This is a genomic window from Catenuloplanes japonicus (genome assembly GCF_000717135.1).
GTDB classification, from domain to species: Bacteria; Actinomycetota; Actinomycetes; order Mycobacteriales; family Micromonosporaceae; genus Catenuloplanes; species Catenuloplanes japonicus.
Window position 1 is genome coordinate 36,568 of the sequence record NZ_JNXY01000035.1, and the last position, 17,243, is coordinate 53,810.

Below are 17,243 nucleotides of genomic sequence, written 5' to 3' on the forward strand. Positions count from 1 at the left end.
GGTCCTACTTTTCCGGTGGGGCCGAAACTGTCGGACGGTTCGTGCAAAATGACCGCGTGATTCGCCTCTACGGACTCGTCGCGCTCCTCAATCTGGTGCTGCTGGTCGTCGCGCTCATCGACTGCATCGCCACCGAGGAGTTCGCGGTGCGCAACCTGCCGAAAATCGTGTGGGTCCTCCTCATCCTGCTCTTCTCCCCCATCGGCGCGATCATCTGGTTCGTGGCCGGCCGCCCGCAGCACGCGGCGACCGGTTCCGGGGCCGCGTGGCGTCCGGGCAGCGGCTTCCCGGAGGCCGAGCGACCGCGGCCGGCCCGCACGCTCGCGCCGGACGACGATCCGGCCTTCCTCCGGAGCCTGGCCAGGTCCCGCCGCGAGGACGAGGATCTGCTCCGCAGGTGGGAGGAGGACCTGAAGCGTCGCGAGGAGGAGCTGAAGAAGAAGTCGCCACCCTCGGAATGACGGTCACCGGTCCTGCCTGCCGGGCAGTGCAGGACCGGTCGCCCATGGCTTCCTAGGAGGCTAGTGTGAAGCGGCGGGCCGGCTCAGAGCAGCGCGCGGGCCGCGTCGAGCCAGAAGGGCACGTCCGCGGCGTGGAACGGGTGCTCGGTCTCCTCGATGCGGTCCAGGAACCCGGCGTAGACGGCCGCGTTCCGCAGCGCGGCCACCGGCCCGAGCAGCGCCACCGCGTGCTCGGGATCGCAGCCGGGCACGCTCGCCCGCCACCGCGCGGCCCACGACTCGATGAGCGACGCGTCACCGTCGGCCAATCTCAGCACGTCGAACGCGGGATGCCCGACGAACGAGTCACCCCAGTCGATGATCACACGGGCGTCCCGGCCGCCGATCGCGTTGCCGGGGTGCAGGTCGCCGTGGACCAGCGTGTCCGGCAGCGCGCACTCCGCGGCCGCGGCCAGCCGCGCGTCCAGCCCGTCCGCGAGCGCGGTCAGCGCCGGGTCGTCCGGCGCGTGCGCCGCCACCACCGCGCGGACCCGCGCGGCCAGCCGGGGGGCGCGCAGGTCCGGCACGCCGGAGGCGATCAGCCGTTCCACGTCCGGCACGGCCCGCAGCTGCACGCGGTGCAGGTCCGCGGCCAGCGCGTCGCGTTCGGCCGCGCCGGCCGCGTACCGCTCGTCGCCCGGCACGTGCGCCAGCAGCATCCGCCCGTCCGGCCCGTCCGCCAGCAGCGCGGGCCCGGTGCCGGGCAGCGCGTCGCCGAGCCAGCGCAGCACCGCGGCCTCGTGCGCGAAGAACGCGGGCACCTGCTTCACCCAGACCGGCTCACGCGCGATGTCGACCGGCTCCGGCGTCGCGACCGGCGCGGGCGAGGCCGCGGAGACCGTCTCCAGCCGCCAGACCGCGGAGAGGTTCCAGGCGCGCTGCTGCACGGACCGGACCACCAGCCGCCCGCGCCCGGCCAGCCTTCCGGCGGCCCAGTCGAGCGTCGCGGCCGGGCCGCCCGCGTCGGCCCAGGGCGCGCGGAGGGCACCGTCGCCGGGCAGCGGCGCCGGCGCGTCCACCATGGACGGTGTGCCGGGGCCGCGCAGCTCCGCCGCGTAGACCACGTCGCCGCCGTGCGGGGCGGACCGCGAGGCCCGGAGCAGCCGCAGCACGGTCACGTCGACGCCGTAGTGCTGGCGCGCGCCGTCGACCACGTCGGCCACCTCCTGCCACCAGGGCATCGGGACCTCGAACGGCGGGAGCGCGCCGAGGACCGCGCCGGACCGGTCGACCAGCACGAGTGTGACGTGGCGGGACATGACCGGTGAACTTATCCGACGCTCCGATACGGTGAGCGCCGTGGACACCCCTGACGGCGGCCGCGTCGCCTGCACGCTCGAATACACAGTGGATACTCCCTCCGAGTTCGTGTTCCAGATCGCCGTGACCACCGGCCGGGCCGTCCACGCGGACGAGGAGCTGTCCGTCACGCGCGACGGCGCGGAGATCGGTGCCGAGGTCGTCCCGGCGTCGCACCACGGCGGCCGCCAGCACCTGGTCCGCGCGGAGCCGGGCGCGCTGCGGGTGCACTACGCCGCGGCCGTGCGGCGGGAGTCCGCGCCGCCGCGCCGGGTGTCCGCGCCCGCGCGCGTGCAGGCGCTGCGCCCGAGCCGCTACTGCCCGTCGGACCGGATGGGCGGTTTCGCCGCGCGGATGTTCGGCGGCACGGACGCGGAGATCCTCCGCGACGTGACCGACTTCGTGCGCGGCCACCTGCGCTACGAGCCGGTGAGCAACGCGACCACGGACGCGACGGACACGCTGCTGGCCGGCGCCGGCGTCTGCCGCGACTACGCGCATTTGGTGACCGCGCTGACCCGGGCGTCCGGCCTGCCGGCCCGCGTCGCCGCCGTCTACGCGCCGGGCCTGTCGCCGATGGACTTCCACCTGGTCAGCGAGGTCGCGGTGGACGGCGTGTGGCGGATCGTGGACGCGACCGGCCTGGCACCCCGCGCCTCGATGATCCGGATCGCGACCGGCCGGGACGCGGCCGACGTCGCGTTCTCCACGCTGCTGTCCGGCGGCGGCCTGACCATGACGCACATGGAGATCCTGGCCGTGGCCGACGGCGACCTCCCGGGCGACGATCCGCAGGCGCAGGCCTCGCTGCGCTGAACAATCGAAGATCACATGCCGCCGGGGGTACGCCGCGCGGGTGGCACGGCAGCGAAGCAGGCCCCGCGTCCGGCAGGATGTCCCTCGCGAGTCGAACCACCTTGCGAAAGACACACGTGCTCCGTCATTCGACGGAGGGAACGTGGACGTGCCACACCGATTCACCCGATGGGCCGCGCTTCCGGAGGCGGCCCGATGACCGGCAACCCCAGACCCCGGCTGCGACCGGGCGACGAGCTCGCGCTGAAGGACACTGATTACAAGTTCGGCGTGGGTCCGCTGTCGATCGTCATCGAGCAGATCCTGGAACGGGTGATGCTCGACGGCGAGCCCTGGGTCCGGGTGCGCGGGCTGTGCCGCCGCGCCTCCACGGACGCGGGAGCGGTTCGCGAGATCTACCTTCGCGAACGGGCGCTGCCGGTGCGCAGATGAGATGGCCCGCCCCGGGGCAGCTCGGCCCGGGGGCGGGCGCTCACCCCCGTACCCCCTGATGATCTTCTGGTTGTGGTGTGAGCCGCGTCTCGGCGTGAGCGTGCCGGCCAGGAATACTCCGCCACCCGCCCTGGTTACTTGCCGACGTAATAGTTAAGATTTGAAAGAACCAGCAGGGACGACGGAGGCGGGACCAATGCCGATGCAGTTCGGGATCTTTTCCGTGGGTGACGTGACCACCGACCCGACGAACGGGCGGACCCCCACGGAGAACGAGCGGATCAAGGCGATGATGCAGATCGCGCTCAAGGCGGAGGAGGTCGGGCTCGACGTCTTCGCCACCGGCGAGCACCACAACGAGCCGTTCGTCCCGTCGTCGCCCACCACCATGCTCGGCTGGCTCGCCGCGAGGACCGAGCGGATCATCCTCTCCACCGCGACCACGCTGATCACCACGAACGACCCGGTGAAGATCGCCGAGGACTACGCGATGCTGCAGCACCTGGCGGACGGCCGGGTGGACCTGCTGATGGGCCGCGGCAACACCGGCCCGGTCTACCCGTGGTTCGGCAAGGACATCCGGGCCGGCATCCCGCTCGCCATCGAGAACTACGGGCTGCTGCGCCGGCTGTGGCGCGAGGACGTCGTGGACTGGGAGGGCAAGTTCCGCACGCCGCTGCAGGGCTTCACGTCCACGCCGCGGCCGCTGGACGGTGTCCCGCCCTTCGTCTGGCACGGCTCGATCCGCAGCCCGGAGATCGCGGAGCAGGCCGCCTACTACGGTGACGGCTTCCTGCACAACGGCATCTTCTGGCCGTTCGACCACTCCAAGCGCATGATCGAGTTCTACCGGAAGCGGTTCGCGCACTACGGTCACGGCGCGGAGGACCAGGCGATCGTCGGCGTCGGCGGCCAGATCTTCATGCGGAAGAACTCGCAGGAGGCGGTCAAGGAGTTCCGGCCGTACTTCGACAACGCGCCGGTCTACGGCCACGGCCCGACGCTGGAGGACTTCAGCCGGGAGACGCCGCTGACCGTGGGCAGCCCGGAGCAGATCATCGAGCGGCTGCTCAGCTACCGCACGCACTTCGGCGACTTCCAGCGGATGATGCTGCTGGTCGACCACGCCGGCCTGCCGTTGAAGACCGTGCTGGAGCAGCTGGACCTGCTCGGCGAGGAGGTGCTGCCGGTGCTGCGCAAGGAGTACGCGATCGGCCGCCCCGCGCACGTGCCGGACGCGCCCACGCACGCCTCCATGGTCGCGGCCGCCGCGGCCTCGAAGACCGATGTCCTGGAAGAGGTGCAGTCATGACCGCCCGCAAGCTGGTCGTCGTCTCCGCGGGACTGAGCCAGCCCTCGTCGAGCCGGCTGCTCGCCGACCACCTCGCCACCGCCACCGCCCGCGCGCTGCGGGCCCGGAGCGAGGACGTGGAGGTGCGCACGGTCGAGCTGCGCGACCACGCGCACGACGTCGTGAACAACACGCTGACCGGCTTCGCCCCGACCGCGCTCCGCGAGGTGCTGGACGCGATCGCGGCCGCGGACGGGCTGATCGTGGTCACGCCCACCTTCCGCGCGTCGTACAGCGGCCTGTTCAAGTCGTTCTTCGACGTGGTCGAGGAGGAGGCGCTGGCGGACAAGCCGGTGCTGATCGGCGCGACCGGTGGCACGCCCCGGCACTCGCTGGTGCTGGAGCACGCGGTCCGGCCGCTCTTCGCCTACCTGCGGTCCGTGGTGGTGCCGACCGGCGTCTACGCGGCCTCGGAGGACTGGGGCACCGGTGGCGGCAAGGCACACCAGGGCCTGGCCACCCGCGTCGACCGCGCGGCCGGCGAGATGGCCGCGCTGATCGCGGCGCGGGAGCCGGTCACGGTGGCCGACCCGTTCGCCTCGGCGCCGTCGTTCGACCAGCTGCTGGGGTAGGGCTGTCCCTACCCTGAGCTGGGACATCGGGGGACACCTCAGGTCGTTCCCCGATGTCACAGCGCTTCGCCGGGAGGAGTCTTGGAGAAGACCGGAGCGTGATGCCCGGTTCTGGCATCGCGTTCCGGTCGTCCGGGTTATGCGAGTAGATGAGACGGAGTGATCCGAGATGGCAAGCGTGCACACCACTCTTCGCAGTCAGGGCCTGGTCCGGCCCCGCCAGGGCCGTCTGCTCGCCGGCGTCTGCGCCGGGCTGGGACGGCGCTTCGGACTCGACGCCAACGTCGCACGACTGCTCTTCGTGCTGGTCCTGCTGGTCATCCCCGGCAGCCAGCTCCTGATCTACCCGGTGCTGTGGCTGCTGATGCCCAGCGAGGACGACGCCTACCCGGGCCTGTGACCTGACCCCGGCCGGCCACGTCTCCCCTGGCCCGGCCGGCGGAACGCCGCCCGCCCGCACCCCGCGCGCCGCACGATGGACGGGTGCCGGGACGGGCGGCGTCTCCGTCTGCTCAGAGCGTCGGCTTCGCCATCAGCTCGTGCAGCACGTCGACCAGCGCGGTGTCGCCGCCGAACGTCAGCCCGTCCGGGCCGCCGCGCCGCCACAGCCACAGCAGCACGGTCTCCGGGTCGCCGGTCACCGTGGCCGCGGCCTCGCCCGCGTCGTCCGTGGTCACGGTCACACCGTCCGGCGTCAGTAGCACCAGCCAGGACCCGCCCGCGGTGGTCGTCACCCGGACCGCGCGCCCGTCCAGCGGCGTCAGCGCGTCGCCGAAGTCGTCCGGCCAGTGCCGGGAGCCGTGCTCCAGGAACCGGACCAGCACCTCGTCCACGCCGTCCACGGCCAGGTCCGCCGGGATCGGCGCGCGGGGCAGCCCGGCGGCCAGCTCGCCGTCCACCCGGTGGATCACGGTCTCGTGCGCCATCCGCCGTGCCCAGAAGCCGACGGTCTGATCGGCCGGGTACCAGGACGGGACGGACTCCTCCGGGTCGCGCGCGGCCAGCTCCCCCGCCAGCTCCGCGTACGCCCGGTCGAAGCCGGCGAGCGGGTCACCGGTTTCCGGCGTCGGCGACCAGTCCTCCGGGAACGCGCCGGAGCGCATGATCTCGGTCTTGTGCCGGTAGACATTGGTCACATGCTCGGCCAGATCGGTCACGGTCCAGCCGGGGCAGGTGGGCACCGGCGCGGCCGGGTTCCCGGCGACGGCCTCCCGCAGGCGCGCCGCGTCCGCGGCCAGACACTCTTCGAATCGTTCGGTTCGCATAGACCGGAGACGCTATCGGGTACGGCCGGGAACGCACCGCCTTTTCCTGGTCACGGTGCGTGGAGGTGCCGCCCTGACCTTCGCCGTCGTCCGCTCGGTGACGTACTCTTCTTTGCCGTGACGCTCTTCTCGTGGGCCCGGCGGAATCGAACCGCCCCGCCCCCGACTCCGTAAGACCAGGGAAAGGCGGTCCCCACCGCCGCGAGGGCTTCCCAGCACGACGAGAGGAATTCGTTCTGATGACCCCACTCGGTCGTCGATGTGCCGCTGCGGCCGCAGCGATCGCCACCGCGGTCGCGTTGCTGACCGCGCCGCTGTCCCCCGCGAGCGCGGAGCCGAGCCCGGACGACGGCGGTGACCAGACCCTGGGCGCCGTGCTGGAGTCGAGCGGTAAGCGGTACCTCGAGGCCAAGGCCGTGCTGGACAACTCGAAGAAGAAGCAGGCCGAGCTGCAGAAGGAGCTCGACACCGCGCAGGGCGCGCTGGACGGGCTGTCCCAGCAGGTCGGCAACATGGCCGCGGAGCAGTACCGGCAGGGCCGCCTCACCGGCCCCAGCCTGATGCTGGCCAGCTCGGACCCGTCCGGTTTCTTCGGCCGGATGACCTCGCTCAACGAGTTGTCCGCGCACAACGACGCGCAGCTGCACGACTACCTCGAGGCCAAGGACACGATCGCGCGCGCCAAGAGCGAGCTCGACGCGGAGGTGGACGAGGAGCAGAAGGCGCTCACCGTCATCGACAAGCAGAAGAAGGAGGCGGAGAAGGCGCTCGCGCTGGTCGGCGGCAACGTCACCACCAAGGGCCTGGTCACCGCGTCCTCCCCGAAGGCGGCGGCGGCACCGCGCACCAGCAGCGGCGGCTGGCCGTCGGAGACCTGCAGCCAGCAGGACCCGACCACCAGCGGTTGCCTGACGCCGCGCACGCTGCACGCGTACAACGAGGTGAAGAAGGCGGGCTTCAACCGGTTCGTCGGCTGCTTCCGCACCGGTGACATCTGGGAGCACCCGAAGGGCCGCGCCTGCGACTGGTCGCTGCAGACCAAGGGCTTCTCGGTGTGGGACACCGACGACGAGCTGAAGTACGGCAACGACCTGATGGCGTTCCTGGTACGCAACGCGGACGCGCTCGGCATCCTCTACGTGATCTGGAACAGGCAGGTGTGGTTCCCGGCCACCGGCTGGAGTGCGTACGTGGGCGACAGCACGCACGAGGACCACGTACACATGTCGATCGTCTAGGTTTGCGTCCAGGGACGATCATGAGTGCGTGAATGTGCTCGAGCAACGTCTCTGGGACGCGTTCCCCACCGGCGCGCTGGTCACGGCGGATCCGGACGGGGAGCGGGAGGTTCGCGGCGAGGTCCTGACCCGGCTGCTGCTCGGCGCACAAGCGCCGGCGCCCGGGGCCAGGGCCTCGCTCCGTCTGTCCGGCGCGCGGATCACCGGCGAGTTCGCGCTGTGGTTCGCGCAGGTGGACGCGCCGATCCAGCTCGAGGACTGCGAGTTCGCGCGGATGCCGGTGCTCTACTGGGCGCGGCTCGGCTTCACCAGCTTCGCCCGGTCCTCGATGCCCGGCCTGCACGCGTCGAACGTGACCGTGGACGGGCACCTGAAGCTGAAGGGCGCCCGGATCGACGGCGTGCTGCGCCTGGCCGGCGCGCGGATCAGCGGCGGCCTGGTGCTCGCCGAGGCCCGGCTGCGGTCGTCCGGGACCGCGCTGCACGCGGAGCGGATCACGCTCGGCGGCGACCTGGCGGCCGGGCGCGCGGACATCGAGGGCCTGGTGGTCGTCTCCCAGGGCCGGATAGCCGGCGACCTGGAACTGGACCGGGCCCGGATCGCGCCACCGTCCGCGCCGGAGTCGATCCCGGAGCCGCACCACCTGATCGCGCGCGACCACGGCGTGCTGGCCGCGGACAGCGTGGTGGTCGAGGGCGGGTTCTTCGCGCGCGGCGCCGAGTTCGGCGGCGAGGTGCGGATGTGGCACAGCCGGATCAGCGGCATCGTCAGCTTCACCGACACCACGATCACCAATCCGGGCCGGGTCGCGCTGCGGGTCGACTCCGCCACGCTCGACGGCGGCCTCTTCCTCGCCAGGACCACGATCAGTGGCCAGGTGCGGTGCCGGCACGCGCAGATCAACCGCACGTTCGCGCTCTGGGAGGCCCGGCTGTCGCATCCGGGCGAGCTGGCGGTGCTGGGCGAGTCACTGACGCTCAACGGCACGCTCGACGCCCGGGAGACGGTCGTCGAGGGCAGCGTCTGGCTGGAGAACGCGCAGCTCAACGGCGCGGTCGGGTTCCGCGGCGCCACGCTGTCCCGGCCGGGCGAGATCGCGCTGTGCCTCAACGGCGTCACCGCGGCCAGCGTGGTGCACCTCTGCGACGGGTTCACCGCGCACGGGCAGGTGGCGTTCGCGCACGGGCAGGTCGGCAGCCTGCTCTGCCTCAACGCGGCCGCGCTCGACGCGCCACCGGCGGACAGCTCCGCGCTGCGGCTGTGGCGGTTGCGGGCGCCGGAGCTGCGGATCCGGATGACGTCCGTGACCGGGCCGGTGGATCTGCGGCACGTGCACGCCGGGCTGCTGCGCGACGATCCGGGCAACTGGCCCGCGGTGCTGCGCCTGACCGGGCTCACCTACGACACGCTGGAGCCGGCCGCGACCGAGACGGACCGGCGCGCGTGGCTGGCGCGGGATCCGGAGCAGGCGGCGCGGCAGCCGTACGAGCAGCTCGCGGCCGCGCTGCGGGCCTCCGGGGACGACGACGCGGCGCGGTCGGTGCTGCTCACCCGGCAGCGGGCGCGTACCCGGGCCTCGGGCTGGCCGGCGCGGGTCTGGGGTGTGCTGCAGGACGTGACGGTCGGGTACGGCTACCGGCCGTTGCTGGCCGCGGTCTGGCTGGTGGTGCTGCTCGGGCTGGGCACGGCCGCGTACGCGTCGCACCCGCCGCGGGCGGCCGAGCCGGAGAAGGCGCCGGAGTTCCAGGCGGTCGTCTACACGCTCGACGTGCTGCTGCCGCTGGTCGACTTCGGGCAGCAGACCGCGTTCGTACCCGCGGGACGGTTCCTGTGGTTGTCGTTCCTCCTGGTCGCGGCCGGCTGGATCCTGGCCACCACGATCGCGGCCGCGCTGACCAGGTCACTGCGGCGAAGCTGACCGCTACCCGTTCTGAAACCGACGGCTCACAGGAGGGCAACCGGTCGATTCGTCAGCCGTCCGGGCGGGCGGCCGAATGAACAGGTGTAAGCGACACACGCCGCACCGACAGAGACGAGATCCTCTTGCGCAAGCTCGTTCGCCAGGCCGCCCTCGCCGTTCTCGCCCCCGCCGCCGCCATCGGCATGACGCTCGTCGCCCCGGCGACCGCCGCGTCCGCCGCCACGCCGACGACGACGCTCGAGTCCCAGGTCGTGTCGCTGACGAACGAGGCCCGCGTCAAGTCCGGCTGCAAGAAGCTGGCCGTGAACGCGCACCTGACGACGTCGGCGCAGGCGTTCAGCAAGGAGATGGCGGACAAGAAGTTCTTCAGCCACACCAGCCCGGACGGCAGCAACTTCGTCAAGCGGGGCAAGCGGGCCGGCTTCACCGGTACCGCGATGGGCGAGAACATCGCGTGGGGCCAGAAGGACGCCAAGGCGGTCGTGCAGGCCTGGCTGAACAGCCCCGGCCACCGCAAGAACATCATGAACTGCAAGTCGACGCTGATCGGTGTCGGCGCGGCCCGCAACGCCAAGGGTGTCCTGTACTGGACCCAGGAGTTCGGCAAGTAGTAGACGTGAAAGGCCCCGGGGCGATGAGAGCCGCCCCGGGGCCTTTCGCCCATCAGGTGTGTGAAACGTGCCCCGGACGGGACTGCAAGCCCGCGGGAGCATGCGGACCGCAACCACCCACAAAGCGGGAATATCCGCTTTTAGTGGTTTTTAGACCTCAAGAGGCCCCGGCTCCGGGAAGCCGTAGCGGGCCGCGTGCTCCGGGTTGGCCGGGTCGACGATGCGGAGGCCCTCGGTCGCGAGACGCTCGTTGATCTTGTCGAGGTTGTCGCGCACCAGCTCCGCCTCCTCGTCCGTGGTCTTGCCCCGGTGCGGCTTGCCCGCGTGCTCCATCGTCGCGTAGTCGAGCTTGTCGGCCGGCGCCTTCCGGGCCTGCTTCGGCGGCTTCACCCGCTCCGCCGTCTTCAGGACCTCGCCCATCGGCGTGCCGGTGGCGAGCGCGTCGAACTCGCTGGCGTTGAGCGTGACCCGCCGGGCCTCGCCGTCGCCGTGCGCGTCGAAGATGTCCACCACCACCACGTCCAGCGCGGCGTCATCGATGCTCTCCACCTCGGCGGCGAGCGCCTCGAGCTGGACCGGCCCGGTCATCAGGTCGGGGTGCTCGAGCACGACGATGCGAACCACGTCAGCGTCGTCGCCGATCACGGCGCCGCTGAAGTCGGACACGTGGACGGTCTTCTTACCCATAGGGTGAGCTGCTCCTTCAAAAAGGCCGCATGGAACGCGGACCCTGAGAACCTACCCGACAGGCGTACGAACCTCAGCAGTGCCGCTCCGCCAGCCGGCGCCGTTGCTTCTCCGACATGCTGCCCCACAGACGCAACCGTGCCACGCCCCCGTCCGGGTACACATCGAGTCGCACATGCGTCACCTTGGGCGCGTCGCTGACCGGGAAACGGTGCCGGGTGTCCGGCTGCGCGCGGGTCAGCGGCAGCAGCTCCACCCAGTCCGCGGGCGAGTCCAAGCGTCCGTCGGGAATCCCGCGCAGCCGGAACTCGCCGGGCGCGTTGCCCTTGAAGTGCGACGTGTCGATCTCGGCGAGCTGGATGCGGCCGGGCACGCCGAGCCGGACCAGCACCCAGTCGTTGCCGTCGTCGCGGCGCCGGGACGTCTCCCAGCCCTCGCCCATCGACCGGGCCAGGCCGGGGAGCAGCATCTTCGGCGCGGAGCCGTAGAACATGTTGCTGCACGCGGTGACCGTGCCGCCGTTCTCGGCCGCGGCCAGGTCGAAGACCTCGGGCAGCAGCACCGGGTCCGGCACCGCCTCGCCGTGCACGCGCAGCCGGGCCACGCCGCCGTCCGGGTAGATGCGCAGCCGCACGTGCGTCCAGACGCGGTCGTCGCCGCCGGTCTCGAACACGTTGCGGGTGTCGCCCTTGAGCGCGGACCGGGTCAGAATCGGCGTCCAGTCCGCGTCGATCAGCTCCGCCGGCGACGGGTGCCCGGCCATCCGGGTCGCCTCGACGGACGCGGCCGGCGGGTAGTTGCCGGTGAAGAACGCGGTGTCGATCACCAGGCCGCGGATCACGCCTGGCGCGCCCAGCCGCACGATCGCGAGGTCGTGGTCGTCGCCGATGCCGCGCGGGCGCCGCCGGCGCGTCTCCCAGCCGTCGTAGACCTGGCCGCGCGCGCCGAAGCTCTGCGGCGTGAACGCGGGCGCGTGGTCGTTGATCAGGTCGGCCGCGAACGCGAAGAACTCGTCACTGGCGTGGACGACGCCGCCCCCGAACGCGCGGGCGGCGAGGTCGGGCAGGTCGTTCATGCCGTTCCCTCCCTTGTCAGCAGGCGTCCGGCCGGCTCGCCGACCGTGGGCACACCGCGCAGCCAGCTGCCCAGCACCACGCCGGTCAGCGTCTTGTCGTGGTACGGCGAGACCGGGTTGCGGTGCTGCAGCCGGGACTTGTCGACGCGCTGCACGGCCTCCGGGTCGAACACGACCAGGTCCGCGTCCGCACCGGCGCTCAGGCGTCCCTTCGTGCCCAGCCCGGCCAGCGCGGCCGGGTTGGCCGACATCCACCGCACCACGTCGGCGAGCGAGTGGCCGCGCGCGCGGGCCTGGGTCCAGACGATCGGCAGGCCGAGCTGCAGCGACGCGATCCCGCCCCAGGCGGCCGCGAAGTCGCCGGTCTCCGCGTGCTTGAGCTCGGGCGTGCACGGCGAGTGGTCGGAGACGACCATGTCGATGACGCCGTCCGCGAGCGCGGCCCAGAGCGCGTCCCGGTTCGCCGCGTCCCGGATCGGCGGGCAGCACTTGAACTGGGTGGCGCCGTCCGGCACCTCCTCCGCGCTCAGCGCCAGGTAGTGCGGGCAGGTCTCGGCCGTGATCCGCACGCCCTCGGCCTTCGCGGCCGCGATCAGCGGCACCGCCTCGGACGACGACAGGTGCAGGATGTGGGCGCGTGCGCCGGTCTGCCGCGCGGCCGCGACGACCCGGGCGATCGCGGTGTTCTCCGCCGTCCGGGGCCGGGACGCCACGAAGTCGGCGTAGCTGGCCGAGGAGCCGTGGTCGAGGATCGACTCCGGGTCCTCCGCGTGCACCAGGAACAGCGCATTCACGGCTGAGAAGGCCGCCTTGAGTTGCGCGGGGCTCAGCGGCGGGAATTCCGGCACGCCGGAGTCGATCAGGAACGCCTTGAAGCCGAACACGCCGGCCTCGTGCAGCGACGGCAGGTCGGCCAGGTTGTCCGGCACCGCGCCGCCCCAGAAGCCGACGTCCACCCGGGCCTGCCCGGCCGCGGCCTTCCGCTTGATCTCCAGCGCGTCGGCCGTGGTGGTCGGCGGCAACGAGTTCAGCGGCATGTCGATGATCGTGGTGACGCCGCCCGCGGCCGCGGCCCGGGTGGCGCTGCCGAAGCCCTCCCACTCGGTGCGGCCCGGCTCGTTCACGTGCACGTGCGTGTCCACCAGGCCGGGCAGCAGCACGAGCCGGCCCAGATCCTCCTCGCGCGCCGCGGTCAGCGGCGCGTCGTAGGCGGCGACCTCCACGATCCTGCCGTCCCGCACCGCGACCGCGGCGGGGCGCTCTCCGTCCGGGGTGATCGTCCGCCGTGAACGGACGACCAGGTCGAAATCCGTCAACTCCGCCTCCAGGTCGGTCTCGGACCGAGATCGGCGCTGATCACAGGTCGTCACATCTTCTCAAGCCCGCCGCCGGTCACAGCCTGGTGAGCCGGTCCTCGGTGAAATCTCCCACGTCGGCCGCGTCGAGCGCGCCGCACCGCAGCCCGCGCAGCAGGAACCCGGCGAGCGCGCGGGCGGTGGCCGGTTCGTCCAGGATGCCGGTGTCGCGGCGGTCCAGGTAGGCGGCGAGCCGGTCGTGCGCGGCCGCGGCGCCGTCCCGGAAGAACGCGTAGGTGGCCGCGTACCGGGTCGGCAGCTGCGCCGCGTGCAGGTCCCAGCCCTGGTAGAAGCCGCGTTCCAGCGAGCGGCGGACCAGGCGCGCGTGCAGCGCCCACGCGGCCGCGACCTGCGCGTCCGTGCCGACCGGCAGGATGTTGGTGGAGCCGTCGGAGAGCCGCACGCCGGTGCCGGCGGCCGCGACCTGCATGACCGCCTTCGCGTGGTCCGCGGCCGGATGGTCCATGCTCTGGTAGGCCGCGCCGATGCCGGCCGCGGCGCTGTAGTCGTAGGTGCCGTAGTGCAGGCCGGTGCACCGCCCGTCCGCCGCCGTGATCATCCGGGCGACCGTGGCCGTGCCGTCCGTGGCCAGGATCGCGGGCGGCGTCTCGATCTGGATCTCGAACCGCAGGCCACCGGCGGGAATCCCGTAGGCCACCTCCAGCCGCCCGCACACCATCGCGAACGCGGCCACCTGCGCCGGGTCGCTCACCTTCGGCAGCGTGACCACGAAGTTGTCCGGCAGCCTCACCCGGTCCTCGGAGAACCAGACATCCAGAAAACCGTCGAGGGTACGGAGTGAGCGCCGGCGGGTGTGCGACTCCATCGACTTCACCCGGACGCCGACGAACGGCGGCACGGCCTCGGCCACGCTCAGCGCCTTCGCGGCGGCCTCCGCGGCCGCGTCCTCCTCGTCGTCCGCGCGGATGCCGTAGCCGTCCTCGAAGTCGATCCGCAGATCCTCGATCGGCTCCCGGGCCAGCTTCGCGGTGACGCGCGCGTGCAGCGCCTCGTCGTAGGGCAGCGCGGGCGCGGCCTTCAACGCGTCCAGCGCGGCCGCGCCCCACGCCGGGAGCAGGCCGGCGTGCCAGCGGTCGGCGGGCACGTAGACCGTGTGGACCGGCTGCCGGCCGCCCGGGTCGCCGGGGTAGCGGTGCCGCAGGTGCAGATCCACCGCGGCCAGCCGTGCGTCGAGTTCGTCGTCGAGGTCTGCGTCGAGCCGGCCCACACGTACCCCCCTGTGCTTCAGGTGAAAGACCAAAGGGCACGCTGCCGGCGATGCAAGAAGCGCATCACCAGGCAGCGTCAGTCAATCAACTCATATGCGGGGACCGTAAGGAAGTCCGCGAAATCGTCGGCCAGCGCGACCCGCTCGAAGAGCGCGCGGGCGTCGTCGAAGCGGCTGTCCTTGTAGCCGGCGTCGCCGAGCTGTTCCGCGATCTCCGCCAGCACCTCGTCCTCCAGCCGGTGCACCAGTTCGGCCGTGATCGGGGTGCCCTCCGCCGTGCGTACCCCCTGGTGGATCCACTGCCAGATCTGGGAACGGGAGATCTCCGCGGTGGCCGCGTCCTCCATCAGGTGGTGGATGCCGACCGCGCCGTTGCCGCGCAGCCACGCCTCGATGTAGCGCAGCGCGACCTCGACGTTGCCGCGCACGCCCGCGTCCGTCACGTCGCCCGGCGTCGCCGCCACGTCGAGCAGCTGGCCCGCGGTCACGGAGACCTCGGGGCGCTGCCTGTCCAGCTGGTTCGGCTTACCGGCGAGCGCGGCGTCGAAGATCTCCCGGCAGATCGCGACCAGGTCCGGATGCGCCACCCAGGAGCCGTCGAAACCGTCGCCGGCCTCGCGCTCCTTGTCCTCGCGGACCTTGGCGAACGCGACCGCGTTGATCTCCGGGTCCCGGCGGGACGGGATGAACGCGGCCATCCCGCCCATCGCGAACGCGCCCCGCTTGTGGCAGGTCGCGACCAGCAGCTCCGTGTAGGCGCGCATGAACGGCGCGGTCATCGTCACGGCCGCGCGGTCGGGCAGCGTCACCCGCAGGTACTTGATGATGCTGAACAGGTAGTCCCACCGGCCCGCGTTCAGCCCGGAGGCGTGGTCGCGCAGCTCGTGCAGGATCTCGTCCATCTCGAACGCGGCCGGGATCGTCTCGATCAGCACGGTCGCCCGGATCGTGCCGCGCGGCACGCCGAGGTGGTCCTGCGCGTGGTTGAACACGTCGTTCCAGAGGCGGGCCTCCAGGTGCGACTCCATCTTGGGCAGGTAGAAGTACGGCCCGGAGCCGCGCTCGATCAGCTCCTGCGCGTTGTGGAAGAAGTACAGCCCGAAGTCGGTCAGCGCGCCCACGCCCGGCCTGCCGTCCTCGCGGGGCAGGTGGCGCTCGTCCAGGTGCCAGCCGCGCGGGCGGACCACGATCGTCGGGTACGGCCCCTCGCCCAGCGCGTAGTGCTTGCCCTCCGGGGAGTCGTAGGAGATCGTCCGGCGCACCGCCTCGTACAGGTTGACCTGCCCGCCGATCACATTGTCCCAGTGCGGCGTGTTCGCGTCCTCCAGGTCGGCCAGCCACACCTTCGCGCCGGAGTTGAGCGCGTTGATGGTCATCTTCCGCTCGGTCGGCCCGGTGATCTCCACGCGGCGGTCCGCCAGGTCCGGCGGCGCGGCCGGCACGGTCCACGCGCCCTCGCGCACGTCCACGGTCTCCGGCAGGAAGTCCAGCCTGCCGGTGCGCGCGGCCTCGGCCCGGCGCAACGCCCGCAGCGACAGCAGCTCGTCCCGGCGGTCCGCGAACTGCCGGTGCAGGTCGGCGACGAACTCCCTGGCCTCAGGGGTGAGGATCTCGGTCATGATCTCTCCACTAGGGGCGTGTGGCGGTGGGTCCTAACGGTATATCGAAACGATCACCGCGAGGAGTGAGACGACTACGGCAGCGACCACGAACGCGATCACCAGATGCCGGCTCTCGTTGCCGGACGTCGTCTCCGCCGGCAGGTCCGCGACGACGTTCCCCAGGTCACCGTGGGTGCGCGCGGCGAGCGCGGCGTCGACCCGCGAGGTGAACTCGTCCAGCGTGAGGCGCCCGGCCGCGGTGTGCCGTTCGAGATCGGCGACCACGCGCCGGCGGTCCGTGTCCGAGGCGCGCAGGAGTGGATCGGTCACGGCCACATCATGCCCCCTACGGCTTGCCCCGTCGATGTAGCCTCAGCCGATGTCGAACCCTCCTGGCGGTTTGCTCATCATTGAGCGCCTGCTGCGCGACCGCGAGAGCGTGTGGCGTCAGATCATCGACGAGCGCGGGCTCGGCGGGATCAGTCTCCAGATGCTGGCCAGCTCGTCGCTCAGCTTCGCGCTCTACGGCGTCGTGCTCGGCGCCTCGAACAGCTGGATGCAGGCGCTCACGTCGTTCGTGAAGCTCCCGCTGCTGTTCCTGGCCACGCTGGCCATCTGCCTGCCGACGCTGTACCTGTTCAACCTGGTCTTCGGCGCGCGGCTGTCCGTCATGCAGACGGTCACGCTGATCATGGTGCCGATCACGGTCACCGCCGTGCTGACGCTCGCGTTCGCGCCGATCAGCCTGTTCTTCCTCACCACGTCGAACAGCTACGCGTTCTTCAAGCTGCTCAACGTGGGCATCCTGGTGCTGACCGCGGTGGTCGGGCTGCGGTTCCTGACCGCGGGCATGACCGCGTTCAACGCGCACCAGGTCGAGGTGGCCCGCGCGGCCGACGCGCTCGTCGCCTCGGACGCGCTCGTCGCGTCGGAGGCCAAGGAGCCGGCGCTGGTCGCGGCCGCCCCGGAGCCGGCACCGCCCGTCTGGGACCCCCACGGACGCCCGTACCCCGCGCCGGCACCCCAGCTCCCGGCCGGGCAGCGGCCCGCCAGCATGACGCTGCTCTACATCTGGATCGCGCTGTTCGGCTTCGTCGGCACCCAGCTGGCCTGGACGCTGCGACCGTTCTTCGGCAGCCCCGACGAGCCGTACGCGCTCTTCCGCGACGTCAACGGCACGTTCTACGCCGATATCTTCACCACGATCGGCCGCCTGATCACGGGCTGAACAATCTTTCCTACCCAACGGTGAGCCGTATCGCCTCCGTCCACGTATCTACCCCCGACGGGGT

Annotated in this window: 18 protein-coding genes; 10 read left to right on the top strand and 8 right to left on the bottom strand. The window is 71.9% G+C overall.

What is annotated here, in order from left to right; all coding sequences use genetic code 11:
* Positions 1 to 56 precede the first annotated feature (56 nt).
* Entirely contained in the window at positions 57 to 461 is a 405-nt protein-coding gene (locus OP04_RS39395; RefSeq protein ID WP_033345090.1) for a PLD nuclease N-terminal domain-containing protein, read from the top strand.
* Positions 462 to 544: 83 nt separating this feature from the next.
* On the opposite strand, the gene OP04_RS39400 is transcribed toward OP04_RS39395, so the two are convergent.
* Positions 545 to 1,759, bottom strand: a complete 1,215-nt coding sequence (locus tag OP04_RS39400) for a phosphotransferase family protein (protein ID WP_033345091.1) — start codon at positions 1,757 to 1,759, stop codon at positions 545 to 547.
* 40 nt (positions 1,760 to 1,799) lie between these two features.
* Between OP04_RS39400 and OP04_RS39405 the strand changes: the two genes are divergently transcribed.
* From OP04_RS39405 to OP04_RS39425, 5 genes are all read left to right on the top strand, one after another.
* The gene (locus tag OP04_RS39405; RefSeq protein ID WP_033345092.1) at positions 1,800 to 2,615 is read left to right on the top strand and encodes a transglutaminase-like domain-containing protein; all 816 of its coding nucleotides are present in this window, start codon (positions 1,800 to 1,802) and stop codon (positions 2,613 to 2,615) included.
* Between the two features lie 195 nt (positions 2,616 to 2,810).
* Entirely contained in the window at positions 2,811 to 3,047 is a 237-nt protein-coding gene (locus OP04_RS39410) for a hypothetical protein (RefSeq protein WP_033345093.1), read from the top strand.
* A 202-nt stretch (positions 3,048 to 3,249) separates the two neighbouring features.
* Entirely contained in the window at positions 3,250 to 4,359 is a 1,110-nt protein-coding gene (locus OP04_RS39415; RefSeq protein WP_033345170.1) for an LLM class flavin-dependent oxidoreductase, read from the top strand.
* Positions 4,356 to 4,970: an FMN reductase gene (locus tag OP04_RS39420; protein ID WP_033345094.1), complete on the top strand. Its 615-nt coding sequence runs from the start codon at positions 4,356 to 4,358 to the stop codon at positions 4,968 to 4,970. The genes OP04_RS39415 and OP04_RS39420 overlap by 4 nt, the downstream gene beginning before the upstream one ends.
* Before the next feature lie 169 nt (positions 4,971 to 5,139).
* Entirely contained in the window at positions 5,140 to 5,370 is a 231-nt protein-coding gene (locus OP04_RS39425; RefSeq protein WP_033345095.1) for a PspC domain-containing protein, read from the top strand.
* A 112-nt stretch (positions 5,371 to 5,482) separates the two neighbouring features.
* Here OP04_RS39425 and OP04_RS39430 read toward each other — a convergent pair whose 3' ends face one another.
* Complete coding sequence (locus OP04_RS39430; protein ID WP_051799775.1) at positions 5,483 to 6,235, bottom strand: maleylpyruvate isomerase family mycothiol-dependent enzyme; 753 nt, start codon at positions 6,233 to 6,235, stop codon at positions 5,483 to 5,485.
* Between the two features lie 239 nt (positions 6,236 to 6,474).
* On the opposite strand from OP04_RS39430, the gene OP04_RS39435 reads away from it, so the two are divergent.
* The 3 genes from OP04_RS39435 to OP04_RS39450 all read left to right on the top strand — a co-directional run bounded on the left by OP04_RS39435 (position 6,475) and on the right by OP04_RS39450 (position 10,005).
* Positions 6,475 to 7,473: a coiled-coil domain-containing protein gene (locus OP04_RS39435; RefSeq protein WP_033345096.1), complete on the top strand. Its 999-nt coding sequence runs from the start codon at positions 6,475 to 6,477 to the stop codon at positions 7,471 to 7,473.
* A gap of 28 nt (positions 7,474 to 7,501) precedes the next feature.
* Positions 7,502 to 9,391 carry a bactofilin family protein gene (locus OP04_RS50605; protein WP_157240980.1) on the top strand — a complete coding sequence of 630 codons (1,890 nt, stop codon included), beginning with the start codon at positions 7,502 to 7,504 and terminating at the stop codon, positions 9,389 to 9,391.
* Between the two features lie 125 nt (positions 9,392 to 9,516).
* On the top strand, positions 9,517 to 10,005 hold the full coding sequence (locus OP04_RS39450; RefSeq protein WP_033345097.1) for a CAP domain-containing protein: 489 nt from the start codon (positions 9,517 to 9,519) through the stop codon (positions 10,003 to 10,005).
* A 150-nt stretch (positions 10,006 to 10,155) separates the two neighbouring features.
* Here OP04_RS39450 and OP04_RS39455 read toward each other — a convergent pair whose 3' ends face one another.
* The 6 genes from OP04_RS39455 to OP04_RS39480 form a co-directional block, all read right to left on the bottom strand.
* Complete coding sequence (locus tag OP04_RS39455) at positions 10,156 to 10,692, bottom strand: hypothetical protein (protein WP_033345098.1); 537 nt, start codon at positions 10,690 to 10,692, stop codon at positions 10,156 to 10,158.
* 73 nt (positions 10,693 to 10,765) lie between these two features.
* Positions 10,766 to 11,767 carry an allantoicase gene (gene alc / locus OP04_RS39460; RefSeq protein ID WP_033345099.1) on the bottom strand — a complete coding sequence of 334 codons (1,002 nt, stop codon included), beginning with the start codon at positions 11,765 to 11,767 and terminating at the stop codon, positions 10,766 to 10,768.
* A complete protein-coding gene (gene allB, locus OP04_RS39465; RefSeq protein WP_033345174.1) occupies positions 11,764 to 13,083 on the bottom strand; it encodes an allantoinase AllB in 1,320 nt (439 codons plus the stop codon). Before allB ends, alc begins: the two co-directional genes overlap by 4 nt.
* 76 nt (positions 13,084 to 13,159) lie before the next feature.
* A complete protein-coding gene (locus OP04_RS39470) occupies positions 13,160 to 14,350 on the bottom strand; it encodes a DUF6986 family protein (RefSeq protein WP_198154143.1) in 1,191 nt (396 codons plus the stop codon).
* A gap of 77 nt (positions 14,351 to 14,427) precedes the next feature.
* A complete protein-coding gene (gene aceB / locus OP04_RS39475; RefSeq protein ID WP_332309705.1) occupies positions 14,428 to 15,972 on the bottom strand; it encodes a malate synthase A in 1,545 nt (514 codons plus the stop codon).
* 30 nt (positions 15,973 to 16,002) lie between these two features.
* The gene (locus OP04_RS39480; RefSeq protein WP_198154144.1) at positions 16,003 to 16,281 is read right to left on the bottom strand and encodes a DUF1707 SHOCT-like domain-containing protein; all 279 of its coding nucleotides are present in this window, start codon (positions 16,279 to 16,281) and stop codon (positions 16,003 to 16,005) included.
* Positions 16,282 to 16,330: 49 nt separating this feature from the next.
* On the opposite strand from OP04_RS39480, the gene OP04_RS39485 reads away from it, so the two are divergent.
* Positions 16,331 to 17,179, top strand: coding sequence for a hypothetical protein (locus tag OP04_RS39485; RefSeq protein ID WP_033345101.1), 849 nt, complete (start codon positions 16,331 to 16,333; stop codon positions 17,177 to 17,179).
* The last annotated feature ends 64 nt before the right edge of the window (positions 17,180 to 17,243 follow it).

Excerpts from the sequence above, each read along its gene's own strand:
- OP04_RS39400 (WP_033345091.1), bottom strand. The coding sequence starts at position 1,759 with ATGTCCCGCCACGTCACACTCGTGCTGGTCGACCGGTCCGGCGCGGTC.
- OP04_RS39410 (WP_033345093.1), top strand. The coding sequence starts at position 2,811 with ATGACCGGCAACCCCAGACCCCGGCTGCGACCGGGCGACGAGCTCGCG.
- OP04_RS39415 (WP_033345170.1), top strand. The coding sequence starts at position 3,250 with ATGCAGTTCGGGATCTTTTCCGTGGGTGACGTGACCACCGACCCGACG.
- OP04_RS39420 (WP_033345094.1), top strand. The coding sequence starts at position 4,356 with ATGACCGCCCGCAAGCTGGTCGTCGTCTCCGCGGGACTGAGCCAGCCC.
- OP04_RS39425 (WP_033345095.1), top strand. The coding sequence starts at position 5,140 with ATGGCAAGCGTGCACACCACTCTTCGCAGTCAGGGCCTGGTCCGGCCC.
- OP04_RS39430 (WP_051799775.1), bottom strand. The coding sequence starts at position 6,235 with ATGCGAACCGAACGATTCGAAGAGTGTCTGGCCGCGGACGCGGCGCGC.
- OP04_RS39435 (WP_033345096.1), top strand. The coding sequence starts at position 6,475 with ATGACCCCACTCGGTCGTCGATGTGCCGCTGCGGCCGCAGCGATCGCC.
- OP04_RS39455 (WP_033345098.1), bottom strand. The coding sequence starts at position 10,692 with ATGGGTAAGAAGACCGTCCACGTGTCCGACTTCAGCGGCGCCGTGATC.
- alc (WP_033345099.1), bottom strand. The coding sequence starts at position 11,767 with ATGAACGACCTGCCCGACCTCGCCGCCCGCGCGTTCGGGGGCGGCGTC.
- OP04_RS39485 (WP_033345101.1), top strand. The coding sequence starts at position 16,331 with ATGTCGAACCCTCCTGGCGGTTTGCTCATCATTGAGCGCCTGCTGCGC.